Source organism: Rhodococcus sp. DMF-1, assembly GCF_021441945.1.
Taxonomy (GTDB): domain Bacteria; phylum Actinomycetota; class Actinomycetes; order Mycobacteriales; family Mycobacteriaceae; genus Rhodococcus; species Rhodococcus ruber.
In genome coordinates this window covers 3,325,745-3,352,081 of the sequence record NZ_CP090442.1, presented here as the reverse complement: position 1 = coordinate 3,352,081, position 26,337 = coordinate 3,325,745, and the positions used below count along the sequence as shown (strand labels likewise).

Below are 26,337 nucleotides of genomic sequence, written 5' to 3'. Positions count from 1 at the left end.
GCTCAGGCGTTCGCCGGAACCGGCGCCTTCATCTTGTGGAGCTCGGGGACGACCTTCTCGCCGTAGAGCTTCAGGGCCTTCTCCGCCTGCTCGATCGGCAGGCCGCCGAACGCGAACGCCGCATTGGCGAAGAAGTCGCCGATCATCTCGTGCCGGGCGGCGTACTTCTCGACGATCTGCTCGGGCGTGCCGTACACGTTGGCCTCGACGTACGCGTCGGCCGCGGCTTCCATTCCGGCCTCGCGGATCATGTCGGCGCCGACCTGGTAGGTCTCGTAGCCCTTCGTCTCGCGCCAGTGCTCGCCGGCGAAGTCGTAGTGCTTGATCACCGACAGGAAATACCGCGCGACGTGCTCGTAAGCGAGGCGACGGGCCTCCTCCGCGTCCTCGTGGCAGATCACGAAGTCCTGGATAACCGGCGGCAGCGGCTCGGTGTTCCAGCGCTCGCGGTACAGGTCGCGCCACCGATTGATCGCCTCGGCGTGCTTACCGAACTCGAACTGCATGAACGTCATCATGCGGACGCCGAGATCGGCGATGACCGGAACCGAGTCGGGCGACATCGCGGCGCCGAACAGGCGGTCGCGTCCCCACTCGTAGGCCGGGTTCGGGGCCGGACGGATCTCGACGCGCTGCTGCGGGTAGAACTCGCCGTCGGGCTGGTCCACCACACCGGTGCGCAGCCCCTCGATCGCGAGGTTGGCGGCTTCGATGAACCGTCCACGCGCTTCGTCCATCGGGATGCCGAACGCGTCGTACTCCATCTTGGCCAGTCCGCGGCCCATGCCGAACAGGGCGCGACCCTCGGACATCATGTCGAGCATCGTCATCTTCTCGACGACGCGGACGGGATTGTTCCACGGCAGGATCACCGCGCCGGTGCCCAGCTTGACGGTCGACGTGCGGGCCGCGAGGTACGACATGATCTGCATGTTGTCCGGGCACATCGAGTAGTCGTCGAAGTGGTGTTCGGCGGACCAGACGGCATCGAAGCCGTACTTCTCCGCGGCGACGCCCATCTCGAGTTCGCGGACGAACACTTCCTGGTCGCTGACGTTTTCGTGGTAGTTCTGGAACACGAGCAGCATGCCGACGTCCATGGACGTAACTCCTTGCGTGAGGGGGGATGGAGGGAGACGGGAAGCGGATCAGGGTGCGAGGAACACGGCCCGGGTGTGTTCGGTGTCGAGGTACTCCTTGACCGACTGGATCAGGCCGTCCCGGATCTCGAAGACGAAGTGGTAGAGGTTGTTGTAGACGCGGCCGTTGGCCATCTCCGAGTACGACTCGGTTTCGACGGCGACCCGGTCGCCCTCGGCAGTCCATGCCCGCGGGGTCAGGGCGATCGCCCCGGTCCTGGTGGTCGCGGACAGGCCCGAGAGCATCTCGCGGAACTCCTCCTTGGTCTTGGTCCCGGAGATTCCGTCGATGGTGCCGGCCACCCACCACGTGGCGGTGGGGGCGAGGTAGCCGAGGATCGCCTCGACGTCGCCGGAGGTGAACACCTCCATGAACTCGGCGACGAGCTTCTTGTTGGCCGCTTCGAGGCTTCCGGCGGTCGCGACGTTGTCCATCTGAGCTCCTTCGAGTGAGGACTTGGACGAATCAGGGAGCGGGGGAAGAACTTCCCAACTGCTGCCTCCGACGGTATCCGGAAGACTGTGGTATGGGTCACGCCGGTTTTCCGGTCGTTGTAGGCCGCTACAACGACCGGACGGTCACGCCCGCGAGCTGAACGAGGACATCAGCCCACCGTCGGTGGCCACCACCGAGCCGGTCATGTACGGCGCGTCCGCGACACCCACGACGACCTGCGCAATCTCCTCGGGGCGGCCCGTTCGGCCCATCGGGATCGCCGCGACGACCCGCTCCCGGGCCCGGCCCGTCAACGCCGAGGTCATGTCGGTGTCCACGAAACCGGGGATGACGAGATTGACGCGGATGTCCCGCGGTGCCAGCTCGACGGCGAGCACCTGGGTCAGCCCACTCAGCCCGGCCTTCGCCGCACCGTAGGCGACGTCGCCCGGGAATCCCCGGAAACCCACCACCGCACCGACATTGACGATCGCCGCCCCTGCGGACAGCCGCGGGACGACGGTCCGGGCCACCTCGAACGCGCCGGTGAGGTTGGTGGCCAGCACCTCGTCCCAGTGGGCGCGGGGCAGATCGTCGATCCGGCCGCCGCGGTGCACACCCGCGGCGTTGACCACGACGTCGAGCGCCCCGAACCGGTCGAACACCGCGTCCACCCCGAGCCCGACCGACGCCGCATCGCTGATGTCGGTGTTGATCTCCACTACCCGGTCGGGGTGCGTCCACGGCGCCGTCGCCGGCTTCCGGGCGAACACCGCCACGTTGTCGCCGCGGGCGGCCGCGGCCTCCGCCACGGCCCGCCCGATGCCCCGGGAACCGCCGGTGACCAGCCACGTCCTGACGCCGCTCATCGGTTCAGGAATCCTGTCAACGCGGCGAGGTAGCGGTCGCGCTCCTCGAGGAACGGGGCATGCCCGCTCGACGGGAACTCCACGACCTCGGCGCGGTCGTTGAGCGCCGGCACCGCCTCGGCGCCGGAGAACGGCACGAACGCATCGAGCCGCCCGTGGAGCAGCAGGATCGGCACCTCCAGCGCCGCGATCTCCTTGCGCAGATCGATCGTCGCCAGATCGCGCAGCGAGTCGTCGCCCCGCGGACCCATCGACATGAACATGTCCCAGATCGACTCGAGCACGGCCTCGCCGGGATCCTGGGCGCACACCGCCGCGGCGACCCCGCGGAACGTCTCGGCCCGGTTCGCGGCGGCGCCGGCGAGCACACCCTCGACGTCGGCGACCGTCCCCCCGTGCGGCCAGTCGTCGGTGGCGGTGTACCGCGGCGACGCCCCACCGGTGAGCACCAAGGCCGACGCCCGCTCCCCGAGCTGCGCGGCGGCCGCTGTCGCCACCGCCCCGCCGAGCGACCAGCCGTTGATCACCGGCCGGTCCAGGTCCAGGTGCTCGACCAGCGCCACCACGTCGGCGGCCAGCGCGGCGATCGACACGTCGTCGAAGTCCTTGTCGGATCGGCCGCAGCACCGCAGGTCGAGCGTCACGACCTCGTTGCCGTTGGCGCGCAGCGCCGGCAGTGTCGTGTCCCAGGCGCGGGCCGTGGCACCCCAGCCGTGGATCAGCACGATCGGCCGACCCTCCCCGCGGTGGTGTTCGAAGTAGATCCGGCGGTCGTTCTCGACGGGCAGATAACCCATGATGTCCTCCTGTGCGAGTGGGGAAGTGGGATCGAGCGGATGGGAAAGCAGAGGGGTGGCCGGGTCGGGCCGCAGGGCCCTCGGCACCACGGCCGGGCGATCCCGGAACCGGGGCATGACGTGTTCGGCGAACAGCTCGAGCGACCGCATCACCTTCTCGTGGGCCAGGCCGCCGAACCGCATCCAGCAGATCAGGTGCTGCAGGCCGGTCTCGTCGTGCAGCGACTCGAGTTGCCGGGTCAGGCCGTCGGGATCACCGACGTACACGACGCCGCCGTCGCGCAGCCCCTCGACGGTCATGCCGCCGGCCTCGTCGGCCGCGGCGACCAGCTCGGCGTAGCGTTCGTAGGTCGCCGGCACGTCCGGGCCCTGCGGCACCGCCGCGAGCGCCGCATCGAAATACCAGGTCAGGGCGTCCCGCGCGTTCTCGACCGCGACGTCCTCGGTGTCGGCGAGGTGGATCTGCCAGTTCATCGGGAAATCCAGGCTCAGCACGTCCCGGCCGAGGTCGCGCAGCCGTCGTTTGGCGTCGACGACGAACGCGTTCAGCTCCGGCATCGTCATCAACGTCGGCGTGACCAGCATGTTGTAGCCCTGGTCGGCCGCCAGATCCAGGGTCTCCGGGCTGATCGAGGCAATGTAGATCGGCGGGGTCGGCCGCTGCACCGGGGTCGGGCGGCAGTCGACCTTGTCGAGGTCGAAGTGCTTGCCGTGGTAGGAGAACGGCTCGCCGGGCTTCTTGCTCCACAGGCCCCGCACGATCTCGAGCGCCTCGACGAACACCTCGCGACTCTCGCCCTGCAGATCGGCGACGCCCATGTTGTGGAACTCGTCCGGCTGGTAGCCGCGCCCCACCCCGAAATCGAGGCGGCCACCGGAGATGACGTCGACCATCGCGTAGTCCTCCGCGATGCGCACCGGCCAGTCGAACGTCAGGTTGCTCACCGCGATGCCGATCCGCATCCGTTCGGTGCGGGCGGCGATCGCCGCCGCCGCCACCTGCGGCGACGGCATCGACCCGTAGTCGCTGCCGTGATGCTCGGCCAGCCACACCTCGTCGAAGCCGAGCTGCTCGGCGTAGGCGATCTGTTCGAGCATCTCGCGGTAGGCCCGGGAGAAGTCCCGGTCCGGGCATTCGAGGACGTAGAAGATGCCGAACTTCACGGTGTGCCTCCTCGGGACGACGCCTCCGGCGGGGCCGCCCGCACCGCACCGGTGGACCCGACGCTAGAGCGGTGCCCGGTTCAGGCGGGGAATCTGGCTCCGCCGCCGTTGTGGGAGTCCACAAACACCGGGGCGTCGGCGGTGCTGCGCAGGCGTTTCTTGTCGACCTTGCCGACACTGGTGCGCGGCAACGACTCGACGACCACCACCTGCTCGGGCACCCACCAGCGGGGTGCGAGGTCGGCGAGCGCGGTACGCACCGCCTCCGGGTCGAGAATCTGCCCTTCCTCGGCGACGACGAACGCCAGGGGCCGCTCCTGCCACTTCTCGTGCGGCACCGCCACGACCGCGGCGTCGGCGACGTGCGGGACCTGCGTCAATGCCTGTTCGAGCGCCATCGAGCTGATCCACTCGCCGCCGCTCTTGATCAGGTCCTTCGCCCGGTCGACGATGGTGAGATAACCCTCCCCGTCGATGGTGGCGATGTCGCCGGTGCGCAACCAGCCGTCGACGAACGCCTCCGGGTGCTCGTCGCGGAAGTACCGTTCGGCCACCCACGGGCCCCGCATGAGCAGCTCGCCCCGATCGACACCGTTGTGGGGAACTACAGCGCCGTCGTCGTCGACGAGCTTCCACCGCAACCCGGGCAGCAACCGCCCCTGCCGGCGGATGTACTCGTAGCGCCTGCCCGGATCGTCGTCGGCGGCGCGGGGAGGCCGGGCGAACGTGCCCATCGGCGACATCTCCGTCATACCCCAGCCCTGATAGGCCGGCACCCCGAGGTCCTCCTCGATGCTGCGGATCAGTTCCGGGGTCGGGGTCGAGCCGCCGAGCACCAGTGCGCGCAGACTCGTCAGGTCCGCTCCCGTCGCCAGGGCGTGGCGCACCAGCTCGACGGCGACCGTCGGCACCATCCCGACATAGGTGACGCGTTCGGCCTCGAGGATCCGGGCGATGTCCGGCACCGCGGGGTGCGGTCCCGGCAGCACCTGGTTCGCGCCGGTCATCAACGCCGCGAACGGAATTCCCCACGCATTGGCATGGAACATCGGCACGACGTGGCAGACGGTGTCGCGCTCGCAGATCGCGTGCCCGTCGGCCAGGCACGCGGTGAACGTGTGCAGGTACAGGCCGCGGTGCGAATACCCCACCCCCTTGGGGAAACCGGTGGTGCCGGACGTGTAGCACAGTGCCGCGAGGTCGTTCTCGTCGCGGGGAACCGGCTCGGTCAAGGGTGCGGCGGCGTCGGTGAGTGCGTCCTGGGCGGGCAGGTCGATCCCGTCGCCGTCGGTGGTGACGACGAGCATGCCGGGCCGCCGGGCGCGGGCGGTGTCGAGCAGCGGCAGCAGCGCGGTGTCGACGAAGATCATCCGGTCGTCGGCGTGGTCGACGATGTAGGCGATCTCGTCGGCCTCGAGCCGCAGGTTGACGGTGTGCAACACCGCACCCGCCAGGGGCACCGCCAGGTACAGCTCGAGGTGCCGGCGATGGTTCCAGGCCAGCGTCGCCACCCGGTCGCCGGGCCGCACCCCGAGTTCGATCAGGGCCGCCGCCAACCGGAACACCCGGTCGGTGTAGTCGCGGTACGTGTACCGCGAGATCGCCCCGCCGTCCTGGTACTGCGTGATCGTCTTGGCCGAGAACAATTCCCGCGCGCGATACAGGAAGTCGGTGATCACCAGCGGGCTGCCCGGAGACGGGGTCATGCAGGCACCTCCTGCCGGGCGGCGGCCACCGCCGACCGGACCTCGGGCATCACCTTCGAGGTGAGCAGCTCGATCCGGGCCGAACCGCTGTCGACGGATTCCCCGGGCAGCTGCGCCCAGAAGTGCACGTCCTTGACCTGCGGCCGGGCCACGAGCAGGGCGGTGAGTTCCCGCACCGCGGTCGCCGCGTCCCACAGCTGGAACGCCCCCGCGTCGACGAGTGCCTGCGGCGAGTCGAACAACGGGGTGGACTCCGGCGGCCCGAACGCCCCCATCCGGATGTAGCCGTTGATCTGGTACAGCGCGTGCTCCCCGATCCGGGCCCATTCACGTTCCGGATCGTCGGCGATCACCGCCCACTGCCCGGCGTAGATGCGGCCGGCGTCGCGGGGGCGCCCGTGCCGCTCGAGTGCGTCGAGGTACGTCTCGTGGTGCGCGTTCTGGGTGCTGAGGAACCCGTCGGCGATGCGTGCCGCCCGGTCGATGGCCGGGTCGGCCATCGCGCCGACGAGCACCTGCGGGGTGCGTTCCGGCTGCGGCGTCACCGGCAGTGCCGGGAAGTCGAAGCGGCTGCCCCGGAACTCGACGCAGTCGCCGTCCCACGCCTGCCGGATCAGCGCGATGCCCTCCTCGAGCAGGCTCGGGCGGTGCCGCAGCGAGCGACCGAACGCTTCGAACTCCGGCTGCCAGTACCCCTGCCCGACTCCCAGATCGAAGCGGCCCGCCGTCAGGAGCGACACGGTGGCCGCGTCCTCGGCGAGCCGGATCGGGTTGTGCAGCGGGGCGACGATCAGATTGGTGCCGATGCGCAGCTGCTCGGTGTGCGATCCGATCGCGGCGGCGAGCACGAACGGCGACGGGGTGTAGCCGTCCTCCATGAAGTGATGCTCGGTCAACCACACCGAGCCGATCCCACAGCGTTCGGCCCAGGCGATCTGTTCGAGGCTCTGCCGGTAGAAGTCGGTGAAGCTGCGCGGCCATCGCGTGGGGTTGCGGAAGTCGTACCACAGGCCGAAAGTGCAGTGCTCGTCGTTCACGGTGCGCGTCCTTCGAGTCGGATCGGGCTATGTCGCAGATCACACCCTGGTGGCATGAGGCCCGACGGTGAAGAGGGGAATGGGAGGGCGATTGTGGGTGAATCCAACCGTGCTGCCGGATCCACCCACACTCGCGCGGCGGTCCGTCAGAAGTTGCCCTTGGCGGCCCACCCGCCGTCGACCGGGTAGATCTCGCCGGTCAGGAAGCTGCCCTCCCGCATCAGGTAGGCGACCATCGACGCGATCTCCTCCGGCCGGCCCAGACGCCGGACGATGTGGGCGTTGGCGTTCGCGGCGCGCATCTCGTCGGTGATGTCCGCCAGGATCGGGGTGTCGATCGTGCCGGGGCAGATCGCGTTGATGAGGACGTTCTTGTCGCCGTACTCGAACGCTGCCTGCTTGGTGAGGGAGACGACGCCGCCCTTCGCCGCCGAGTACGAGGCGAGGTTCGGCAGGCCGCGCAGCGCCGCCATCGACGCGATGTTGACGATCCGGCCGCCGCCGCGCTCGATCATGTTCGGGATCACCGCCTGCATCCCGAGCCACACACCCTTCAGGTCGGTGCCGATGACGTGATCCCACGCCTCCTCGGTGAGCCCGACGACGCTGTCCTCGCTGATCATGTTGACGACACCGGCCACGTTGGCGAGCAGGTCGACGCGGCCGTGCCGCTCGATCACCTCGCGGACCGTGTCGGCCCAGCTGCTCCGGACGCGCACGTCGAGGGCGTGCGCTTCGGCCTTGCCGCCGGCGGTGAGGACGGCGTCCACGGTCGCCCCGGCGTCCTGGATGTCCGCCGCGATCACCGTCGCGCCTTCGGCGGCCAGTCGCTGGGCGGTGGCTGCGCCGATTCCCTGCGCGGCGCCGGTGACGATCGCGATCTTCCCGTTCAGTGTCATCGTCGACTTCCTTCTGTTCGATGGAGGCCCGACGTCCTCGGTGTGATGCAGGACACGTCGGTGCCGCCGACAGTAGGGATCGGATGTCCCCGGCGACACACCGTTGCGGGGAGGTGTTTGGAGGCATGCACAACGGACGGGTCCGGGGGCTGCGAGCGCGCACGCCACCGAACCGCACGGCGAGTGAGCACTTCTCGTGCCACTGCCCGGCGTGTCGTCACGAGATGTGCGCAGTCGGCGCTCGCGTCAGTCCGGGTGAGCCTCGTGCCACGCCTGCCACACCTCGGGGCGGAGCCGGCCGCGGTCCGGCACGGGTAGGCCCTGCGTGCGGGCCCATGCTCGCACCTCGGCTGTCGACGGTGTCGTGGGGGCGGGTGCGGCGATGCGGGCGATCGCCGGGCTCTCGGTCTCGGCCCAGACGTACGCGGCCGCGAGGTACCGGTAGGTCCACTGTTCCGCGAGGGCGCGGGTGTCGCAGAACACGATCGGCACGTTCGGCCAGCGCACCTGCAACTCGGCCAGACCGTCGGCGACGGTCGCGGGCCGCACCCGGTCGAGGGCGAAGATCGCCGAGTAGCGGTCCTCGACGACCACCGCGGCGCGCGGCAGCGCGGCCAGCTCGGCCAGTGCGTAGCGCAGCGTGCCGTTGGTCAGGCTGCCTACCAGGTCCGGCACCGACTTGCGCTCGACCGAGGCCACGAGTCGGTCGTCGTGGAAGACGCCGTAGTCGCCGCACGGCAGCGCCCGCTTGGTGAGGACGACCTGCTGGTCGGCGAACCGGTAGGCGTAGCGCTCGTGCGAGTCCACGACGATCGGCAGGTCGGCGACGCCTGCGGCGCGGGCGGTGGGGGTGCGCACATTGGGGCGGGCCTGTTTGCGGGTGCGCGGGGACTGCCAGAACACGACGTCGCGTCCGCGGGCGGTGGTGTACACGATCTGCGACCGGTTCTCCCGGCCGCGGTCGAGCACCAGGTCGATCGCCGCGCCGCGGCGTGCGCACGACCGGACGGCGACGCGTTCGACGACCTCGGGGTCGGCGGGCCATTCGTCGCTCGGCACGGGGTGGCAGTAGAGCGCCTTCGTGCGCGGCCAGGTGCCGGAGGTGCGGAACACCAGTCCGCCGTCGAGGGGCACGCGCAGCAGGTAGCCCAGCTTGGACGCCGGGTCGGGGTTCACCGCGATCACCATCTCCACAGGTGTCAGGTTCTCACTCCGGGCGAGCACGCGGAGATGTTGCCTGCCGCTTCGGCCACGCTCTTTGCTCCGAATTCGAGCTTCCGACTCGGCCGCGACTGCGCAGTTGTCGTCGCCCGCATCGGCGTGGCGCCACGACAACTGCGCAGTCGGCGAGCGATCAGTGGGTGGCGAGCGCGACCCGGCGGCGGTCGTCGGCCCGCACACCCCCGCCGGGGGGAAGATCGATCCGGACGTGATGGAGCGTTCCGGTGAACGCGAACCGGCCGAACTCGGCGGTCTCCTCCGCGACCGGGCTTTCCGGGACCACTGCCGCGTAGAGGGGGACCAGCGCCGTGACGTAGACGGCGAGGAACGAGCACGACTTCGTGCCGTCCTTCGGCCGGAGCACGACCGCCGAGCGCCTCGAGCAGATGAGGGAGCAGTACCCGCCGGTGCTTCCCGCACCGGCGCGTGATGGAGCGGGTGTCGATCCTCGGCGACGTTCCGCGCTGACCCCCGGCACTGCGAGGCCGGTGACCGCGATGCCGGTCACCGGCCTCGTCACATGTTCGGGCGCACGATGCAGCGGAAACCGATGTGGCACGTGGACGTCTCGACCGACTCGCCCTGCCGCGCCGCCGGGCGGTAGCGGAGGCAGTAGTTCGGCGCGCACAGGTGCGACCCACCCTTGATCACGCGCCGCGGGTACGGGCCGGACTCGGCGCCGGCACCCGTGCGGGGATTGCTCGGGATGCAGCAGGCATGCGCGGGGGCGGTGTCCCGTCCGTCGGCGCCGTGGTGCGCGGTGTAGTGGTCCGTCGTCCACTCCCACACGTTGCCGGCCACGTCGACCAGTCCGTACCCGTTGGGACGGTAGGACCCGACGGGCGAGGTCCCCACGAAGCCGTCCTCGCCGGTGTTCTCCCACGGGAAGCGGCCCTGCCAGGTGTTGGCGCGGTAGCGGCCACGCGGAGCGAACTCGTCGCCCCACACGAACCGCGCCCGATCCAGGCCGCCGCGCGCGGCGAACTCCCATTCCGCCTCGGTCGGCAGCTCCTTACCGGCCCACTGCGCGTAGGCGAGCGCATCGAAGTACGACACGTGCGCGACCGGGTGACGGTCGCGTCCGGCCACGGTGCTGCCGGGCCCCTCCGGGTGCCGCCACTGCGCGCCCGGCGTCCACGCCCACCAGCGGCGGTAGTCGTCGAGCGGCACCGGCCCGGGCGGCGGCACGAACACCAGCGACCCGGGCACCAGCAGGTCGGGTTCGGCGTCGGGGTAGTCCTTCGGATCGGGTGCCGTCTCGGCGGTGGTGACGTGCCCGGTGTCCTTCACGAACCGCCGGAACTCGGCGACGGTCACCGGGTGCTCGTCCATGAAGAACCCGTCGACCCGGACCTGGTGCACGGGACGCTCCTCGGGATAGAACTCCTCCGACCCCATCCAGAACGTTCCGCCGGGGATCCAGGTCATGTTCTTCGGCGGGGCGGACGTCGCTGGGTGAGTGGCCATGCACTCCAGGTTCGCAGAGTTGGACGCAGAGTGGGCGGGGGTGTCCCGCCGGCAGGTACTTCGCACGCCCTCACGTGACGCTGTAACACCGAATCGGACAAACCGATACACCGGCCGGTGCCAGATATCCCCAGCCGGCATCGCCTGTGGTTGTGCGAAAGGACATGTTCGTGATTCTTGCTTCCACCTTCCGGCCCTGGCTGCGTCGTCTGGTCACAGTCGGTACGGTCACTGCCGCGGCGGTCGGCCTCGGGGTGCTCGGAGCGCCGGCCGCATCCGCCGCGACGTTCACCCCGACGGTGGGCTTGTACGACATTCCAGGCATCCTCACCGGGCAGAGTGGGTCGGCCGCCAACATGTCCCCGTTGATCAACGCCTCGGTGTTCGTCCGCACTGATCCCGATTCGCCTGAGATTCCTCCTTTTCTGGGTATCAGCGTCGACTTCTGCCCGTGCACGGTGCACTGGCGCAACGAGACCACCGGAGCCGGTGGCACGACCAAGCCGTACACCGATCTGCTGCCGTCGCAGACAGGTTCGGGCACGATCACTGCGAGGGTGACCATCGACCGGGTCAGCGTCACCCTGCAGTCGGGCACCGCGACGTGGGTTGCCCCCTGAGGCTGCACTCCGCATGTTCGGCGGCGCCGGTGCCGGGCCGCACGGACTCGGTCCCGTCAGGCGGGAGGCTCCCACGGATCGGCCTGCAGTAGCACGGCAAGGTGACGGAGTTCGTCCTGGACCTGTCCTGTGAGTCCCTGAACGTGATGACGGAGACGCTCGGAGCCTGCACCTGGTGCGGGGGCGGCGTCAGGTATTGCGTCCGGCGCCACGGTCGGGGGCGCTCGTGCCCCGGTTCCGGATATGCCGTGGGCGAGCGCGCAGGGGCACGGTGCCCGTCGGGCCGGCAGTGTGAGGGGTGAGGTTGGTGGGCGCCGCACCGGTCGGATCCGGGCCGAGCCGGCCCAGGAGAGAGGGCCGACTGCGGGAGGCCGCGTACTTCGGGACGCGGTCCACGAGCGTGGTGCGTTCCTCTATCGCGGTCGGCTCAGGCTCGCAAGGACGGCCTTCGCCGCTCGCTCTCCCGATGTGGCTGCGTCGGCGAGCGACGGCAGATCGAGCTGGTAGTCGCCGGCGAGATGAATGGCTTCGAGCGGATCCCGCAATACCGGAAGGGTATTCCTCCGCCCCGGCGCCCAGAAGGGGACGACCCGCCGGTGCCGCCGCACGATGCCCTCGCCCAGTTTCCCCTCCAGCTCGGGATACACGACGAGCAGGTCCTTCGCGAATCGCGACACGATCTCCTCGTCGGACAGGTCGAACAACGCGTCGGCCCGAGCGCCGCCGGCGAAACAGGCCAGTGCTCCGCGCGGCTTGCGCTCGCCATCGCGCCGCATCGCCGCGGCGTGGTTGAACATCGCCTGGAACGACAGCTGCGGAGTCGAGACGGCGAAGTGGTCGTCCCAGCGCTGCGGCCCGACTTCGTCGGTGAAGAATCCGACGATCACGTACCGGCCGTAGGTGATGTCGTTGAAAGCGTTCCGGTACTGCTGCGGGAGGTCCGGAATGATGCGCTCGGCGATGTCGGCGGGCGCGGTCACGATCGCGCGCTTCGCCCGCAACCGCACCGGCCGTTCACCGTCGTGGTAGTCGACGACCACACCGTCACCGGTCTGCCGCACCGACTGCACCACCGACTCGAGCCGGATCCGGCTACCGAGATCCTCCGCCAGGACGTCGGTCAACGTCTGATTGCCGCCCACCGGCAGTGAGAAGTTCGGGATTTTCTCCGGGTCGGCCAGCGCGAGGCCCACCGAGGTGACGAACTGGGTGGCGGCCGTCTCCTCCACCTCGCATCCCATCCACTGCGCAGACCATGACCGGACGATGGCCTGGGCCAGCTCCGACCGGACACCCTTCAGTAGGTACGACGCGAGCTTGGTGTCGAGCTTGTCGCGAACCCGTTGTGCGATACGGCTCTGCGACTCGAGGAACGGCATGACCGAGAGGATGCGCGCACCGACGACGGCCATCCCGAGACGGTCCATCGTGGTCATTCGCGTCCGGAACATGAGCGCGACGGGGTTCGAGGTGTCGACCACCCCGCCGTTCAGGTACAGCGCGACGCTCTTGCCTGCGAGCGAGTCCCTCTCGATGCCGTGGCGGTCGAGGGCATCGATCAGTGTGCCGGTGCCCTCGGTGAACTGGGTGCCGACGTTGATCCAGTAGTCGCCCTGCCGGACGGTCTCGACCCGTCCGCCGATGCGATCGGTGGACTCGAGCACAACCACACCGGTCTCTGGCGCCAGCGTGGTTGCCGCCGTCAATCCCGCCATTCCGGCACCGACGACGACCACCTCGGTGGTTTCTTCCTGCATTTCGTGGGTTGTCATTTTCGTTTCCTGGCTGTAGAGCGGCGGGAGGGAAGGGCCGGCGAATCGCGGGACGACTCAGGCCGTGACGGGAGCGCCGTCGTCGACCGCTTGGGCGTCGACACGCTTGTTGTATGCGTCGAACGCCCGGTAGGCACGGTAGTAAGCGAACATCTGCAGGCCCCACGTGGACAGCGCGAAGATGTAGAAGATCGTATGCTCCGCATCGTCGCCCGGGATATGGACGAAGTCGTAGGTCGCGGCTATGACGAATCCGCATGCGGTGGCGACGGCAGCCCACACGGCATGCCCACGCTCGCCGATGCCCCACAGGCGCTTGACGAAGTAGATCAGGAAGATCGTGGTGAGCACGTTGACTACGATGTAGAAGATCTTGCCGGCGGTGCCGATCTCCTCGGCGAACCGGCTGAGGACGAAGCCCGCCACGGCCGCGAGAGCGAACGCGCCGACGTCCACCGCCACGGACGGCCTGTATCGGTGGGTGACCTTCATCAGCCCGAGGACCAGGATCAGCGTGATGCCGATGGATCGGGAGAAGGCGTCCAGGAAGTACGCTGCGGCGTACATCGGACTGTCGTGACCGGCTTTGACGAGGCCGTAGATCAGGAAGTTCGTACCCGACGTCGCGACGATGATCCACTCGATGCCGAGCAGATAGTTCTTGTAGTTCCGAATGAACTTGACCCCGTAGGTGAATCCGACGGCGATCATCCAGATATCGGCGACCGCGAAGAGCAGTTCTCTCATGGACATGATTGCTCCTTGAATGGTGCCATCGGCCGACCGGCGGCGATGGTCATCTCGTGAAGGCCGCCAGGCGATCGGAGGCGCGATCGGCGAGCCAGCCCGCATACAGGGCGGGTCCGCTCACGAAGCTGCGCCGGAAGCGCTTGCGGCCGCGCCAGATCGCTGCCAGGTCGTCGTGCAGCGGCGCGCCGCCGATCCGGTCTGCCAGCAGGTGGCCCACGTACTGAGCCTGGGCGAAACCGTGGCCGTTGCAGGCGAGCGAGTAGAGCACGTTGTCGGTAGCTTCGCCGGCGACGGGCAGCCACGTGGAGCTCATGCCGATCCAGCCGCCCCATGCCTTTTGCGGTTCGATGTCGCGCAGGCCCGGGAATCGCTCGTGGAATCCGCGGACGAGGTCTGCGGCGACGCGCCGGTCGGGGGTGCGATCGGGCAGCGGGTTGCGGCCGGTCTGTAGGCGGCGGGTGCCGAACACGATGGTGCCCCGTGGGGTCACGCGGTAGTTCTCGAGGATCATGTGCAGTGTGACCATCGGGGCGCGGCTGGTCCAGCCGATCTCGTCGAGCCGTTCCGGTGCGACGGGTTCGGTCTCGACCAGAGAGGTCCACACCGGAGTGGCGAGATTCGTCGGCGCGATGGACAGGCCTGCGCTGTGGGCGTTGGTGGTCAGCAGCGCCTTGCGAGCCCGAACCCGACCCTCCGGGGTCTCGACGGTGACCCCGCCACCCCAATCGGTGACGTCGCGGGCGGGAGTGTGCTCGTGAACGCGCACGCCGGCCGCGATCGTCGCGGCCCGCAGGCCGAGGACGAACTCACCCGGATTGAGGGTGCCGCCGATGCCTTCACGCACTCCGCCCAGGAAGCCGTCCGGAAGGCCCGCCTCCCGGCCCTCGACGAATTCGGCCGACGATCCGGCTTCGGCCAGGACCTTTGCGTTGCGGCGCGCGCGCCGCAACTGCCCATTGGACACTGCGGCCATCACGATGCCGGCGTGCTGGTAGCCGCAGTCGATCCGGTGGTGGGTGATGACGTCCTCGGCGAAGTGCACCGCGTTCTCGGCGTACCGGTACAGGGAGCGCAGCCGCTCGGACTCGAGCAGTAGTCCGAGTAGCTCCGGATCGGCGGCGACCGAGTTCGTGATGTATCCGGCGTTGCGGGAGCTGGCGCCCCAGCCAAGGGTCTGTGCCTCGAGGAGGACCACGTCGGCGCCCTTCTCGGCGAGGCGGAGTGCGCCCGACATACCGCCCCCGCCGCCTCCGATCACCACGACATCGCAGTCGATGTCACCGGTCAGGGGTGGTTCGACGGTGGCGGGCGGTGGGGCCCAACCCGTCTCGTGGATCAGTTTCATGACGCTCGCTCCTTCCCGGCGGGGATGACCGCGGTGCCGCGAGCGCGCACCGCGACCAGCGGCGATTCGAGGACCTCGGACCGGCCGGAGTCGTCCGCCGCGCGGCAGATCACCCGGAGCTCGAAGTCGACCGTGCGGCTGCGGTTGCCCTTCTTCACCAGCGTGGCCTCGGCCTCGACGACGTCGCCGCCGCGGACCGGGGCGAGGAACTCGACGGACGAGTAGCCGGCGAACAGGCTCTCGTGGCCGTCGATCTCGATCGACAGGTTCGTGCCGACGTCTCCGAACAACTTCAGGGCAAAGGCGCCGTCGACCAGATTGCCCGCGTAGTGCGCGTCGGAGAAGGCGACGTAGCGCCGGTGGACTGCCGTGGTCATGAGATCTCCTGGTGGATGGGGCCCAGGTGGCGGGACTGTGCTTCGCCGTCGAGCTGGACGCCGGGGTAGCCGCGTTTGGCGATTTCGGTGCACATGCGGCGGTACTTGCCGACGCCGCCCACGTAGCCCATGAAGGTGTCGGGCTTGCCGTCGACATTGGAGCCGCGGTACCAGGAGTCGGTGGTGACGTAGAGGGTGGGGGCGACGGTCGCCTCGGTGATATGCACCCACTCTTCCTCGGCCTCGGCGGTGGCCTCGATCACCGCGGCGTCGTTGTCGCGAGCGTGTTCGAGCAGCTCGGCGATCCAGTCGACGGCCTGCTCGATGGTCACCACCACGTTGCTCACCAGCGCAGGGCTCAAGGGGCCGCCGATCATGAAGAAGTTCGGGAAGTCCGCGGCCATCATCCCTAGGTAGGAGCGGATGCCGTCGCGCCAGGAGTCCTGCAGCTTTCGGCCGGAAGCGCCAGTGAGATTGAGGCCGTAGAGCGGGCCGGTGAAGGCGTCGAACCCGATGGCAAGTACCACGGCGTCCGCCTCGTAGGTGCCCTTCGAGGTGACGATCGAATTCTCGGTCATCGTCTGGATCGGCTCGTCGCGCAGCGACACCAACGACACGTTGGGTCGGTTGTAGGTCTCGTAGTAGTCGGTGCCGAAGACGCTGCGCTTGGCGCCCAGGGGGTGGTACTTGGGCACCAGTAGCTCTGCGGTGGCCGGATCCTCGACGATCTCGCGGATCTTGTCATGGATGAACTCCGATGCGGTCCGGTTCGCCTCGGCGTCGGTGAGCAGGTCGGCGAACTCGGCGCCGACGCCGTTGAAGCCACTGCGTTCGTAAGCCGCTTCGTAGCGCCGCTGCCGTTCCTCGTCCGAGACGTCGAAGGCGTTGTCGGTCACCGGGTAGTCGGGGATGCCTCCAGGGGAGTGTCGGCATTCCTCACGGATCGTCGGGTAGTCGTTCTTGATGGAGTCGATCTGTTCCGTCGCGAGGGCTGCGTTGCGGGCGGGCATCACATAATTCGGGGTCCGTTGGAACACGGTGAGGTGTTCGGCGACCTGTGCGATCAAGGGGATGGCCTGCACGCCCGACGATCCGGTGCCGATCACGGCGACGCGCTTGCCCGCGAGGTCGTCGAGAGAGATATTCCACCGGCTGGTCGACACCTGGAGGCCGGTGAAGTTCTCGAGCCCCGGCACGTCGAAGTCCTTGGGAGTGGACAGACCGCCGGCCCCCGAGACCAGGTAGCGGCTGCGGCGGGTTTCACCGCTGTCCAGCTGCACCTCCCACAGCCGGTCGGCCGCGTTCCAGGTGGCGCCGACCACGCGGGTATCGAACGTGAAGTGCTTGCGCAGGTCGAAGCGGTCGGCGACGTGGTTGATATAGCTGAGGATCTCGGCCTGCGGGGCGAACCGCTGGCTCCACGTCCATTCCTGCTGGAGTGTCTCGTCGAACGAGTACGAGTAGTAGATGCTCTCCACGTCGCAGCGGGCTCCCGGGTAGGTGTTCCAGAACCAGGTACCGCCCACATCGGGGCCGGCTTCGAAACCGGCGAAGGTCCACCCGGCGGTGGTGAGCCGGTGTGCGAGGTAGAGGCCGGAGAAGCCGGCGCCGACACCGATGACATCGACGGCCGCCGTAGCTGGGGTGGAGAGGGAGGGGGAGTTCATCGCAGGTGCCGCTTTCGTTGAGTCGATCAAACGACTGAGTCAATTGACCTAGTAGTAGACCAGTGGTTCCGGTCACAGTCAAGGGGTGTTGTCGGGGTGGGAGCGATCTCTACAGCGGAAGATCCGGAGAATCGACGCCGACCACGCGGTCACCGCAGAACACCCGGACGGACTCGCCGGGGGCATGGCCGCCGACGCCGGAAGTGCCCCAGAAGCTCTGCGCCGAGCCGTCGGCGAGATCGGCGATCTTGGCGCCGTTCACGCGCACCTCACCCGACAGCAACCGTGAGCCGACGTCGATCGCACGCTCCAGATCCCCGCCGAACACGTACGCGTCCAGACCCGACGGGTGAGCGTTGGCGACGCGCAAGGCGTCCTCGTCGGACTCCACGGCATGCAGGCTGATCACCGGCCCGAACAACTCGGCGGTGGCCACCGACGCGTCGACTCCCGAAGCGATGGTGGGGGACAGGAAGAACCCGGCGAGTGGGGGTAGCTCTGCGGGCTGATGGATGGTCGCACCGTGAGCCCGCAGCTCGTCGATCCGGCTGTGCAGCGTGGCGAAATGCGGGGCGTTCGAAATCGGGCCCAGCTGCGTGCTCTCGTCGAGCGAGTGCCCGATGTCGATGCGGGAGAGGCGATCGAGCAGCGCGTCCAGAAGTGGTGCGACGAGGCTCTTGTGCGCCAGCACCTTTCCGGGGCCCTCGCACCACTGACCGTTGAGCTTGGTCATCCCCTCGAGGATGCCGTCGGCGGCCACGTCGATGTCGGCGTCGTCCAGCACAAGAGCCGGGTTGTTGCCGCCGAGTTCGAGCTGGAGCACCTTGAAGTCCTCCGCAGCCGCACGGGCGATCGCGCGGCCGGCGTTCGGACCGCCGGTGAACGAGACGATCTTCACCCGGTGATCGCCGGTGATTGCCGCGCCCACGTCGCCCGCACCGTGGACGAGCTGGAGAGCACCGTCGGGAAGACCGGCCTTGACGAAGCACTCGACGATGATCTGGGCGCTGCTCGGCGCATGCTCCGATGGCTTGAGAATCACCGGGCAGCCGGCAGCGAGGGCGCTCACCGTCTTCGCTGCGGGGATGAAACTCGGCCCGTTCCAGGGGGTGAGAATGGCGGCGGGGCCCCACGGGACCTTGTACAGCCGTACATCGCGGCCACCGGCCTCCAGTGTTGTGCGACGCGGGATGGTTCGCAGTTCTGCAGCGGCCGAGCGAATTCGGGACGGGAGGAACTGCGCGACCATCCGAGCTTTCGCGATCGGAACGCCGCTGGTGAGGGCATCGGTCGTGGCGATGTCTTCGATGCGGGTCTCGACGATGTCGGCGGCACGCTCGAGGACGGCCGCCCGTTCTTCGCTCGCTGCGTCGTCCCAGCGCTCGAAGCCGTACGACCGCTCGGCATGCTGCAATGCAAGTTCCACGTCGTCCGGACTGGTGGTGACGGCGGCGTGGACAGGTCGGCCGGTATTGGGGTCGAGATTCCACGCGTCCGGAATCGTTCGACACTCGGACCAATCGTCGGCAATGTAGTTGATCGGTGGGGGGAGTTGCGGGTTGGACATCACAGCTTCTTTCGGTGCGTAGGTGGAGGGTGAGGTCACACCGTGAGGTCGGCGACGATGCGGGTCACGTCGCCCGACTTCATCGCCTCGAAGCCCTTGTCGATCTCGCGGAACGGGATCACATCGGTGACCATCTCGTCGAGCAGCAGGCGGCCCTGCAGGTACAGACGCGCGAACTGGGTGATGTCCTCGTGTGCTTGGCCCGAGCCCATGTACGAGCCGATGAGGCGCTTCTCCTCGAAGAAGAAGTCCGAGGCGGGCACAGTGAGATCGGTGCCGTCCGGTGCGATACCGACCAGGCACGCGGTGCCCGTGGCTCGCAGGATCGACAGTGCGGTCGCCGCGGTACGCGCGGAACCGACGGCCTCGAACGAATAGTCCACGCCGTCGCCGAGCATCTTCCGGATCTCGGCAGGGACGTCGGCTGCCCCGTCGACGACGTGGGTGGCACCGTAGACCCGTGCCGCCGTGAGGCGGGCCTCGTCGAGATCCACGGCGACGATCGCCGAGGCGCCGGCGAGCCGCGCCCCTTGAATGATGGCCGATCCGACCCCGCCGCAGCCGATCACGGCCACGGTGGCGCCAGGACGTACCTGCGCGCCGCGGAAGACGGCGCCGACGCCGGTGATGATGCAGCACGACAGCAGGCACCCGACGTGCAACCCCACCTCGTCGGGCATTTTCACCAGCGCGTTCTCCCGCATCAGGGTGTGGCGGGAGAACGCGCCGACGTCGCCGAGTCGCTCGACCACCTGGCCTCCCGGCAGCTGGAATGCCGGGCGGGTCCGCTGCCGGATCTGCGCGACGCGCTGGCACTGTGTCGAGTGCCCGGCCTGGCAGTTGCGGCACAACCCGCACGAGGGCGTGAGGGCGCCGACGACGCGGTCGCCCGGACGCAACGCGGTCACCGCGGAGCCGACCGACTCGACGATGCCCGCCACCTCGTGCCCGACCACTACGGGCAGGTCGGCGTGCACACTACCGGTCATGTAGTGCAGGTCGCTGTGACACAGACCCACGTTCGAGACCGCGACGCGAACCTCGTTGGGCTCGGGGTCGTCGACCTGGATCTCGGTGAATTCCAGCGGCTCGTTCACCGTGGTGAGGACTGCTGCTTCGGTGGTGATCATCGTCGTCTCCGATCTGAACTGTTCGTTGCGGGCGTCGTCGGCGCGTTCTTCGATGCCCAGAAGCCTTCGACGCCCTCGGTGAAGGCGCCGGACTCCCACGACTGACGGGCGGCTTCGTCCTCGCGGGCGAACGCGGCCTCGACGTCTTCGGGGCGGGGCCGCAGCAGCCCCAGGTGCAGTGCGGTGATACGGGGATCCGAGCTCCACCGCCGGATCACCTCGATTGCGCGATCCACCAGTGCCTTCGGGGCCACGATCTCGTCGAGCAGCCCGATCCGCAGCGCTTCGTCCGCACCGATCCGCTCGGAGCCGAGGATGATTCGCATCGCGTGGTTGCGTACCAGGCGGCCCATCAGGAGGCTCGAGGCGTTCGAGATGACGATCCCGCGGTGGTTCTCCGGCTGGTAGTACACGGCCTCGGGGGTGCCGATCCGGGAGTCGCAGCACAGCGTGATCTCCGAGGCGCCCCCGACCGCGATCCCGTTCACGGCTGCGATCACGGGGACCGTCGTCTCGAGGATCGCCCGGGTGATGTCGTGGAAGGTCGCGACGGCCTCACGGATCTCGTCGTAGCTGGTCGGCACCGTCCGCAGGTCCTCACCGGCAGAGAACGCCCGCCCGGTGCCCGTGAGCACGATTCCGCGGACGAGGTCGCCGGTCCCGAAACGACGGATCGTCTGCGCGAGCTGCACTCGCGTGGCCACGTCCATCGCATTCAGCTTCGCCGGTCGGTTGAGCATGAGCACCGCGACGTCGTCGTCGATGTGGGTGTTCAGGTAGTTGTCGGTCATGTCCGGCTCCTCAGTTGCCGTTGCCGGCCGTGCGCGGCGGCTGCAGGTCGTACGTGGTGCCGGGGCGTTCGGCCGAGCGTGCCCTGAGCGCCGGCTTGGACACCCGCTCGGACGGGGTGCGCGGGAATTCGGCAACGAACTCGACGTAGCGTGGAACCTTGAAGCGTGCCAATGCCATTCGCGCGGAGTTGATGATCCGCTCTGCGGTCGCGCGATTCTGATCGACCCCGGGGGCCAGCTGCACGAAGGCCTTGACCTCCTCGCCGAACAGTTCGTCCGGGACGCCCACCACCGCCGCCGCGACGACGGTGTCGTCGCGTTCGAGGACGCGTTCGACCTCGGCGCTGGCGATGTTCTCCCCGCCGCGGCGGACCATGTCCTTGATCCGGCCCACCAGGCGGTAGCCGTCCGCCTCACAGACCGCGAGATCGCCGGTGTGCAGCCAGCCGTCGCGCAGGACGTGTGCGGTGTCGCCGGGACGGTTCCAGTAGCCGAGCATCATCGGTCTGCCGGAGGTGATCAGCTCGCCGGGTTCTCCGGCGGCCACGTCTCCACCCTGCGGATCGACCACCCGGACCTGCTTGGTGGGAACCGGCTGCCCGAGTCGTCCGCTGCCGACGTCGGCAGCGCTCTCGGGCAGGCTGACCAGGTCGACCCCGCTTTCGGTCATCCCGAAGATCTCCCGCCACGGTGCGCCCCAGCGCTGTTCGAGCTGTGCGTGCAGCGCAACCGGGATTGCCGAGCACAGCACGAGGCGCAGGTCGTTGTCCCGGTCCTGCGGGCTCGGCGGCTGCTTGAACAGCAGCGTGGGCATCGAGCCGAGCACGTAACAGAACGTGGCCCGGTGCCGGCGGACGTCCGCCATGAAGCCCGAGGCGGAGAACCGGGGCAGCACCACCAACGGCGCGCCGATCGTGAGGCACAGCGAGGTGTTCCACTGCGGGTCCATGTACGAGAACGGTTGTGAGGTGAGTACGACGTCGTCGGTCCCGAGGCCCGCCGCGCCCGCACAGACCCAACCCAGCCGGATCCAATAGTCGTGGGTCAGCATGCACGCCTTCGGGAATCCTGTTGTTCCCGAGGTGTACTGGAGGTTCGCGAGCGTCTCGCCGGAGATCGCGACCCGCGGCCGGTCCGCCGGATACTGCGCGAGTTCGTCGCGCGACGGGGCTTCGACGATCCGGACGTGTGCCAGATCGTCGCTGGCGGCACACACCTCTTCGGCAAGCGATGTGTGCGCGCCATCGGTGATCAGCACCCGAGCGCCGGAGTCTCGGAGCACGAATTCGAGGTCTGCGCGCTGATACGACGAGTTCACCGGCACCGTGACGCCGCCGGCCTTGAGGATCGCGAGCCAGGCGATCGGCCACTGCACCACGTTGGGCAGCATGATCGCGACACGGTCACCGACCCGGACAGCGTCATGGTCGATCAGTCGGTGGGCCAGTCCGGACGTCCACTCCTCGACCTCGCCGAAGGTCCAGGACTTGTCGCCGAACCGGAGAAACTCCCGGCCGGTGGAACGCTCGGCTCGATCCGTGAGGAGGTCGACGAGGTTGTCGATCGGCGGGTCCTGCACCATCCAGGTCGGTGCCGGAACACGTTCCGGTCGAATTGGTTCGGCTCCGGTCATGGTCATCCTCTTCAGGCTTGGCTGGCGTGATGCGGCGCTGATGTGGGCGCAGTTCGCGATCTCGTGTCGTGACGGCCCATCCGCGACGGGCTCGTGGCCCGTGACCCCCGATCGCCCATGGCGCCGGACTGTGGGTTCCGTCATAGCCTAGAAGAACATGGTCATCTGATCAAGTCGTATGGCCGATTCAACGCCCGGAACGGCCGAACGGTGACGCGGCGGCCTCGAATCGGCTGGTAGCGTTGAGATCGACTTGATCAGTTGATTGCATTCGATTCACCAGGAGGCCCCGCATGGCTCGCATTCCCGCCGCCGAACGTCGCGCCGAACTGGTGACCGCGGCCGTCCGTACGATCGCCGCCCACGGGGTGGACGGCGCCACCACACGCCGCATCGCGCAGGAGGCGAACGCTCCGCTGGCCACACTGCACTACTGCTTCGCCACGAAGGAGGCGCTGTTCGCGGCGGTCTTCGAGCATGTCGCCGGGCAGTATCGAGAAGTGTTGACCCGCAACGATGTCCATAGCGACGTGGCGACCACCGCGCGCGCCCTGTTGCGCGGCCTGATGGAGTGGTACCTGGCGAATCCGGAATTCGGTGCGGCGATCGTCGAGCTGATCAGCTGGGCCCAGCGCCAGGAAGGCATGCAGGCCGAGATGGTGTACCGCGAGGCATTCGCGACCATGCGGCCGATCCTCCAGGCCGCCTCGACCGCTGCGGGCCAGTCGATCGACCCCAATGCGCTCGACGAACTGACCTACATCGTGTCCGTTCTGTCCGACGGATTCGCGCTCAACTGGCTGTCCGCCGACCGCACTACGGCGAAGCCGCACATCGAAGTCGTCCTCGGCGTGCTCGACGCTTGGATGACCGCCAACCTCGGCGATCTCTCGAAGCGGCCGACCCCGCCCTCGCAGGCTTCATCCGAGGAAGCCATGAGCTCGCTCGTGTCCTGGGTCAGGATGGAGTGATACCGCCCGACATGGCGAGGCAACCGTCGGCCGCCACCTTGTCGGTGACGGCCGACGGCCTTTCGGTGGTGTCAGGTCCGCCGGTTGCCTTCGGCGACGATCCAGTCCAGGGTCGGATCTTCGCGCTCCATCCACTCGGGATGCCATTGGACACCGAGTACCGCCGACCCCGGCAGCTCGACCGCTTCGACGACGCCGTCGGCCGTGCGGCCCGTGACTACCAGGCCGGTACCGCAGCGGTCGACCGCCTGGTGGTGCCAGGAGTTGGTGACAGCGCTGGCGCCGAACAGTCGTTCCGCGATCGAGCCGGGCGCGAACGTCACCTTGTGGTCGTCGGCACCGTCGGTGAGCGGACCGGAACCCGACAGGTGCTCGACGGAGCCGGACGGAAGGTCGGCGATCAGCGTGCCGCCCAGAGCGACGTTCAGGATCTGCAGGCCCCGGCACACCCCGAGCACCGGGATGCCTCCGGCGAGTGCGGCATGCACGAGCGCGATCTCGTACGCGTCCCGGTCGGGATCGTGGACCATCGGATCGTCCCGCGGATCCACGTCGCCGACCACCGACAGATCCCCACCCCAGAACCGGGGGTGAACGTCCTGGCCACCGGTGACGACCACACCCGCCAGCCAGTGGCACAGTGCCTCCGGGTCGGCATCGTAGGGCAGGTTCACCGGAACCCCACCGGCCCTGGCGATGCGGTCCGAGAAGTCGGACATGAAGGCATCGGCGAACAGATGACCGTAGCGCTTGTCCAGTCCGTCGACCAGCCCCAGCCGGAACCGTCGGCCGGTGATGCCGATCAGCGGCCGACGGGTGCCCGGCGTCGCGTTCCCCGCCGTCACGGGAACTCGAAGTATCGCGCCGACTCCCATGCGGAGAGCTCGGCGAACGGATCACCGCCCGTGGTGTGGAACTGCATCCACTCCCACCGCCGCGTACCGACCCAGTAGTCGACGAACTCGTCCCCGAGTTGTTCCCGCAGGATCGGGTCCGTCTCGAGTGCAGCGGCCGCCTTGGTGATGGTGTCCGGCAGCCGCTCGAGGTCGGGCACACACCACGCCATGTCGGCGACCGGCTCGGGCGGCTCGATCGCACCGTCGAGGCCGGCGATCACCCCGGCGAGAATGGCCGCCACCGCGAGGTACAGGTTGGCGTCGGCACCGGGAACGCGGTACTCGAGGCGGGAGTACGCCGGGTGCCCGCACACCGCGCGTACGGCGGTGCTCTTGTTGCTGATGCCCCACGTGACCGTCGTCGGCGGCCCACTCAGGTCGACCAGACGGCGGTAGGAGGTGATCTGCGGCAGCATGATCGAGGTCGCACCCCGCATCGTCGCGAGGAGCCCGCCGACCGCGTGCCGCATCGTCGGCGACGGCCCGTCCGCGGCGTAGAACGCGTTGGTCCCGGCGCTCTGCAAGGACAGGTTGACGTGCGAGGCCTGGCCGTACCCGGCCGTCGGCTTGGCCATGAAGGTCACTGTGTGACCGAGTTCGAACGCCACCTCGCGCATCACCTGCCGGGTGCGCGCCCAGGCATCGCAGACCGAGATCGGGTCACCGGGAACCAGGTTGAGTTCGACCTGGCCGGCTGCGTCCTCGTCGCTCCACGCTTCCCACTCGATACCGATCTCGTCGAGGCGACGGGAGACCGCCGACATGTAGTCGATCCAATCCTTCGATTTCGCCAGGTGATACGCGGTTCCGGCGCACCCGCCGAGCGGGGCCAGATCGCGATATCCCTTGGCGCGGGCCTCGTGGATGGACTCCTGAAACAGAGTCGCCTCGATCTCGACCGCCACGGTGGCCGTGAAACCGCGCGTTGCAAGTCGGTCGACCAGCTTCCGGGCCAGATTTCGCGGACAGGACCCGACCGGAGTGCCGTCCGCCTGCCAGTAGTCGCCGATCACGGACTGCAGGCCCGGCTCCCACTGCACCAACGTCGACATGTCGGGTCGGAACTGCAGGTCGGCGAGGTGCCCCCGCCAGTCGGGGTAGGCGAATCCGAAAGTCGGCGCGTTGCCCAGGTCGAGACCGAACAGCAGATCGGCGAACGCGAAGCCCGAGTCCGCGCTCGCGGCGAACTTGCGGATCGCCACGTTCTTTCCGAGAAACGAGCCCTCGTGGTTGGTGGCCTCGAGTCGGACCGTGTGGACGGCGGCGTCGCGTTCCGTTGCAGTGGCGGTGATTTCAGACATCGTAACGAACCTTCCAGGATGCAGCGACCAGCACCGACAGCTGAGAGAGCGTGCCGCGCACGCCGATCAGGCCGGTGGACAGGGCGGCGATCAAGTCGTCGGCGCCCGAGAAGATGCCGGCCAGCAGCTCCGGGGGACCGGCGACCACATAGTGCGTCTCGCCCTCGCCGACGACCAGCTGGGCCAATCCCCCGGGGCCGTCCGCGATCGCGACGAGCACATCGGGGATCCCCGGCACCGACCGGGCCGTGGCCCAGAATTTCTCCGCGGCGACCCGCCAGTCCGGCAGCGGCGGCGACAGCAGCGTCAGCGCCGTGGCGGCGAGATCATCGTCGCCTGCGAGAGCAGGCTCACCGACCAGCGCGAACCGTGCGTTCAGGTCGACAGTCAAGGTGAGGTCGGGCTCGACGAGCACACCGCTCGACACCACGACGGTGTCGTGGGAAATGCTGATCGTCGCAGCTTGCGGGGTGTCGTGGGAGCGGACCGCGACCGTTCCCTCCATCGCCGTCATGACGGAGTCCGCGCCGTCCCCACGGACGGAATCGGTGATCGTCCGAGCGATCAGACGGACGATCGGACTCGCATCGTCCTCGATCCGAATGTCGACCCCGCCGACCGCTTCGTCCCCGCATGTCGCGGGGCCGATCGTCGTTTCGGTCATCCCTCTGTCCTTTCGACTCGACGAGATCGTGTGCGCGGTACACCGTCGGCAGCGGATCCCGGTTGGAACGTGACCACTCATGGTCAAACGTCTTGGTCAATTGACTATGATGATGAGG

At 68.5% G+C, this 26,337-nt stretch carries 24 protein-coding genes; 2 read left to right on the top strand and 22 right to left on the bottom strand.

Annotation, left to right across the window (positions count from 1 at the left end; translation table 11 throughout):
• Window positions 1–2: 2 nt before the first annotated feature.
• The 10 genes from LZP97_RS15175 to LZP97_RS15130 form a co-directional block, all read right to left on the bottom strand.
• Window positions 3–1,100: an LLM class flavin-dependent oxidoreductase gene (locus LZP97_RS15175; RefSeq protein ID WP_017679953.1), complete on the bottom strand. Its 1,098-nt coding sequence runs from the start codon at window positions 1,098–1,100 to the stop codon at window positions 3–5.
• Window positions 1,101–1,148: 48 nt separating this feature from the next.
• Entirely contained in the window at window positions 1,149–1,574 is a 426-nt protein-coding gene (locus LZP97_RS15170) for a nuclear transport factor 2 family protein (RefSeq protein WP_017679954.1), read from the bottom strand.
• Window positions 1,575–1,718: 144 nt separating this feature from the next.
• Window positions 1,719–2,444 carry an SDR family NAD(P)-dependent oxidoreductase gene (locus LZP97_RS15165; protein ID WP_017679955.1) on the bottom strand — a complete coding sequence of 242 codons (726 nt, stop codon included), beginning with the start codon at window positions 2,442–2,444 and terminating at the stop codon, window positions 1,719–1,721.
• On the bottom strand, window positions 2,441–4,405 hold the full coding sequence (locus LZP97_RS15160) for an LLM class flavin-dependent oxidoreductase (protein ID WP_082061212.1): 1,965 nt from the start codon (window positions 4,403–4,405) through the stop codon (window positions 2,441–2,443). The genes LZP97_RS15165 and LZP97_RS15160 overlap by 4 nt, the downstream gene beginning before the upstream one ends.
• Window positions 4,406–4,485: 80 nt before the next feature.
• Window positions 4,486–6,111: a long-chain-fatty-acid--CoA ligase gene (locus LZP97_RS15155; protein WP_082170427.1), complete on the bottom strand. Its 1,626-nt coding sequence runs from the start codon at window positions 6,109–6,111 to the stop codon at window positions 4,486–4,488.
• On the bottom strand, window positions 6,108–7,148 hold the full coding sequence (locus tag LZP97_RS15150; protein WP_017679957.1) for an LLM class flavin-dependent oxidoreductase: 1,041 nt from the start codon (window positions 7,146–7,148) through the stop codon (window positions 6,108–6,110). Before LZP97_RS15150 ends, LZP97_RS15155 begins: the two co-directional genes overlap by 4 nt.
• Before the next feature lie 146 nt (window positions 7,149–7,294).
• Window positions 7,295–8,047 carry an SDR family NAD(P)-dependent oxidoreductase gene (locus tag LZP97_RS15145; protein ID WP_040270267.1) on the bottom strand — a complete coding sequence of 251 codons (753 nt, stop codon included), beginning with the start codon at window positions 8,045–8,047 and terminating at the stop codon, window positions 7,295–7,297.
• Between the two features lie 246 nt (window positions 8,048–8,293).
• On the bottom strand, window positions 8,294–9,241 hold the full coding sequence (locus LZP97_RS15140) for an ERCC4 domain-containing protein (RefSeq protein WP_017679959.1): 948 nt from the start codon (window positions 9,239–9,241) through the stop codon (window positions 8,294–8,296).
• Window positions 9,242–9,401: 160 nt separating this feature from the next.
• Window positions 9,402–9,632 (bottom strand): hypothetical protein, encoded by a 231-nt coding sequence (locus LZP97_RS15135; protein ID WP_017679960.1) that lies wholly within the window; start codon window positions 9,630–9,632, stop codon window positions 9,402–9,404.
• A gap of 152 nt (window positions 9,633–9,784) precedes the next feature.
• Window positions 9,785–10,696 carry a formylglycine-generating enzyme family protein gene (locus LZP97_RS15130; protein ID WP_200903474.1) on the bottom strand — a complete coding sequence of 304 codons (912 nt, stop codon included), beginning with the start codon at window positions 10,694–10,696 and terminating at the stop codon, window positions 9,785–9,787.
• Between the two features lie 209 nt (window positions 10,697–10,905).
• On the opposite strand from LZP97_RS15130, the gene LZP97_RS15125 reads away from it, so the two are divergent.
• Window positions 10,906–11,355 carry a hypothetical protein gene (locus tag LZP97_RS15125; RefSeq protein ID WP_048774045.1) on the top strand — a complete coding sequence of 150 codons (450 nt, stop codon included), beginning with the start codon at window positions 10,906–10,908 and terminating at the stop codon, window positions 11,353–11,355.
• A gap of 413 nt (window positions 11,356–11,768) precedes the next feature.
• Here the strand turns inward: LZP97_RS15125 and LZP97_RS15120 are convergent, their stop codons facing one another.
• The 9 genes from LZP97_RS15120 to LZP97_RS15080 form a co-directional block, all read right to left on the bottom strand.
• On the bottom strand, window positions 11,769–13,127 hold the full coding sequence (locus LZP97_RS15120) for a flavin monoamine oxidase family protein (protein WP_048773975.1): 1,359 nt from the start codon (window positions 13,125–13,127) through the stop codon (window positions 11,769–11,771).
• 57 nt (window positions 13,128–13,184) lie between these two features.
• Window positions 13,185–13,880, bottom strand: a complete 696-nt coding sequence (locus LZP97_RS15115) for a hypothetical protein (RefSeq protein WP_048773977.1) — start codon at window positions 13,878–13,880, stop codon at window positions 13,185–13,187.
• Between the two features lie 43 nt (window positions 13,881–13,923).
• Window positions 13,924–15,222, bottom strand: coding sequence for an NAD(P)/FAD-dependent oxidoreductase (locus LZP97_RS15110; protein WP_048773979.1), 1,299 nt, complete (start codon window positions 15,220–15,222; stop codon window positions 13,924–13,926).
• Window positions 15,219–15,599: a hotdog fold domain-containing protein gene (locus LZP97_RS15105; RefSeq protein ID WP_048773981.1), complete on the bottom strand. Its 381-nt coding sequence runs from the start codon at window positions 15,597–15,599 to the stop codon at window positions 15,219–15,221. Before LZP97_RS15105 ends, LZP97_RS15110 begins: the two co-directional genes overlap by 4 nt.
• Window positions 15,596–17,266, bottom strand: a complete 1,671-nt coding sequence (locus LZP97_RS15100; protein ID WP_048773982.1) for a flavin-containing monooxygenase — start codon at window positions 17,264–17,266, stop codon at window positions 15,596–15,598. The genes LZP97_RS15105 and LZP97_RS15100 overlap by 4 nt, the downstream gene beginning before the upstream one ends.
• A 109-nt stretch (window positions 17,267–17,375) precedes the next feature.
• Window positions 17,376–18,833 carry an aldehyde dehydrogenase family protein gene (locus tag LZP97_RS15095; protein WP_048773984.1) on the bottom strand — a complete coding sequence of 486 codons (1,458 nt, stop codon included), beginning with the start codon at window positions 18,831–18,833 and terminating at the stop codon, window positions 17,376–17,378.
• A 35-nt stretch (window positions 18,834–18,868) separates the two neighbouring features.
• On the bottom strand, window positions 18,869–19,963 hold the full coding sequence (locus LZP97_RS15090; protein ID WP_048773986.1) for a Zn-dependent alcohol dehydrogenase: 1,095 nt from the start codon (window positions 19,961–19,963) through the stop codon (window positions 18,869–18,871).
• Window positions 19,960–20,754, bottom strand: coding sequence for an enoyl-CoA hydratase/isomerase family protein (locus LZP97_RS15085; protein ID WP_048773987.1), 795 nt, complete (start codon window positions 20,752–20,754; stop codon window positions 19,960–19,962). Before LZP97_RS15085 ends, LZP97_RS15090 begins: the two co-directional genes overlap by 4 nt.
• Window positions 20,755–20,764: 10 nt before the next feature.
• Window positions 20,765–22,531, bottom strand: a complete 1,767-nt coding sequence (locus tag LZP97_RS15080) for a class I adenylate-forming enzyme family protein (RefSeq protein ID WP_234574727.1) — start codon at window positions 22,529–22,531, stop codon at window positions 20,765–20,767.
• Between the two features lie 149 nt (window positions 22,532–22,680).
• On the opposite strand from LZP97_RS15080, the gene LZP97_RS15075 reads away from it, so the two are divergent.
• A complete protein-coding gene (locus LZP97_RS15075; protein WP_048773991.1) occupies window positions 22,681–23,358 on the top strand; it encodes a TetR/AcrR family transcriptional regulator in 678 nt (225 codons plus the stop codon).
• Between the two features lie 71 nt (window positions 23,359–23,429).
• Here LZP97_RS15075 and LZP97_RS15070 read toward each other — a convergent pair whose 3' ends face one another.
• The 3 genes from LZP97_RS15070 to LZP97_RS15060 are packed head-to-tail and all read right to left on the bottom strand — an operon-like array spanning window position 23,430 to window position 26,219.
• A complete protein-coding gene (locus tag LZP97_RS15070) occupies window positions 23,430–24,203 on the bottom strand; it encodes a gamma-glutamyl-gamma-aminobutyrate hydrolase family protein (protein ID WP_048773993.1) in 774 nt (257 codons plus the stop codon).
• On the bottom strand, window positions 24,200–25,555 hold the full coding sequence (locus tag LZP97_RS15065; RefSeq protein WP_048773995.1) for a glutamine synthetase family protein: 1,356 nt from the start codon (window positions 25,553–25,555) through the stop codon (window positions 24,200–24,202). Before LZP97_RS15065 ends, LZP97_RS15070 begins: the two co-directional genes overlap by 4 nt.
• Window positions 25,548–26,219: a hypothetical protein gene (locus tag LZP97_RS15060; protein WP_048773997.1), complete on the bottom strand. Its 672-nt coding sequence runs from the start codon at window positions 26,217–26,219 to the stop codon at window positions 25,548–25,550. The genes LZP97_RS15065 and LZP97_RS15060 overlap by 8 nt, the downstream gene beginning before the upstream one ends.
• Window positions 26,220–26,337 lie beyond the last annotated feature (118 nt).

Bases quoted from the DNA above. Each gene is read 5' to 3' on its own strand.
- LZP97_RS15080 (WP_234574727.1), bottom strand. From the start codon at position 22,531: ATGACGGAACCCACAGTCCGGCGCCATGGGCGATCGGGGGTCACGGGC.
- LZP97_RS15075 (WP_048773991.1), top strand. From the start codon at position 22,681: ATGGCTCGCATTCCCGCCGCCGAACGTCGCGCCGAACTGGTGACCGCG.
- LZP97_RS15165 (WP_017679955.1), bottom strand. From the start codon at position 2,444: ATGAGCGGCGTCAGGACGTGGCTGGTCACCGGCGGTTCCCGGGGCATC.
- LZP97_RS15060 (WP_048773997.1), bottom strand. From the start codon at position 26,219: ATGACCGAAACGACGATCGGCCCCGCGACATGCGGGGACGAAGCGGTC.
- LZP97_RS15115 (WP_048773977.1), bottom strand. From the start codon at position 13,880: ATGTCCATGAGAGAACTGCTCTTCGCGGTCGCCGATATCTGGATGATC.
- LZP97_RS15170 (WP_017679954.1), bottom strand. From the start codon at position 1,574: ATGGACAACGTCGCGACCGCCGGAAGCCTCGAAGCGGCCAACAAGAAG.
- LZP97_RS15110 (WP_048773979.1), bottom strand. From the start codon at position 15,222: ATGAAACTGATCCACGAGACGGGTTGGGCCCCACCGCCCGCCACCGTC.
- LZP97_RS15145 (WP_040270267.1), bottom strand. From the start codon at position 8,047: ATGACACTGAACGGGAAGATCGCGATCGTCACCGGCGCCGCGCAGGGA.
- LZP97_RS15130 (WP_200903474.1), bottom strand. From the start codon at position 10,696: ATGACCTGGATCCCCGGCGGAACGTTCTGGATGGGGTCGGAGGAGTTC.
- LZP97_RS15175 (WP_017679953.1), bottom strand. From the start codon at position 1,100: ATGGACGTCGGCATGCTGCTCGTGTTCCAGAACTACCACGAAAACGTC.
- LZP97_RS15085 (WP_048773987.1), bottom strand. From the start codon at position 20,754: ATGACCGACAACTACCTGAACACCCACATCGACGACGACGTCGCGGTG.
- LZP97_RS15105 (WP_048773981.1), bottom strand. From the start codon at position 15,599: ATGACCACGGCAGTCCACCGGCGCTACGTCGCCTTCTCCGACGCGCAC.
- LZP97_RS15090 (WP_048773986.1), bottom strand. From the start codon at position 19,963: ATGATCACCACCGAAGCAGCAGTCCTCACCACGGTGAACGAGCCGCTG.
- LZP97_RS15120 (WP_048773975.1), bottom strand. From the start codon at position 13,127: ATGACAACCCACGAAATGCAGGAAGAAACCACCGAGGTGGTCGTCGTC.
- LZP97_RS15065 (WP_048773995.1), bottom strand. From the start codon at position 25,555: ATGTCTGAAATCACCGCCACTGCAACGGAACGCGACGCCGCCGTCCAC.
- LZP97_RS15095 (WP_048773984.1), bottom strand. From the start codon at position 18,833: ATGTCCAACCCGCAACTCCCCCCACCGATCAACTACATTGCCGACGAT.
- LZP97_RS15100 (WP_048773982.1), bottom strand. From the start codon at position 17,266: ATGAACTCCCCCTCCCTCTCCACCCCAGCTACGGCGGCCGTCGATGTC.
- LZP97_RS15155 (WP_082170427.1), bottom strand. From the start codon at position 6,111: ATGACCCCGTCTCCGGGCAGCCCGCTGGTGATCACCGACTTCCTGTAT.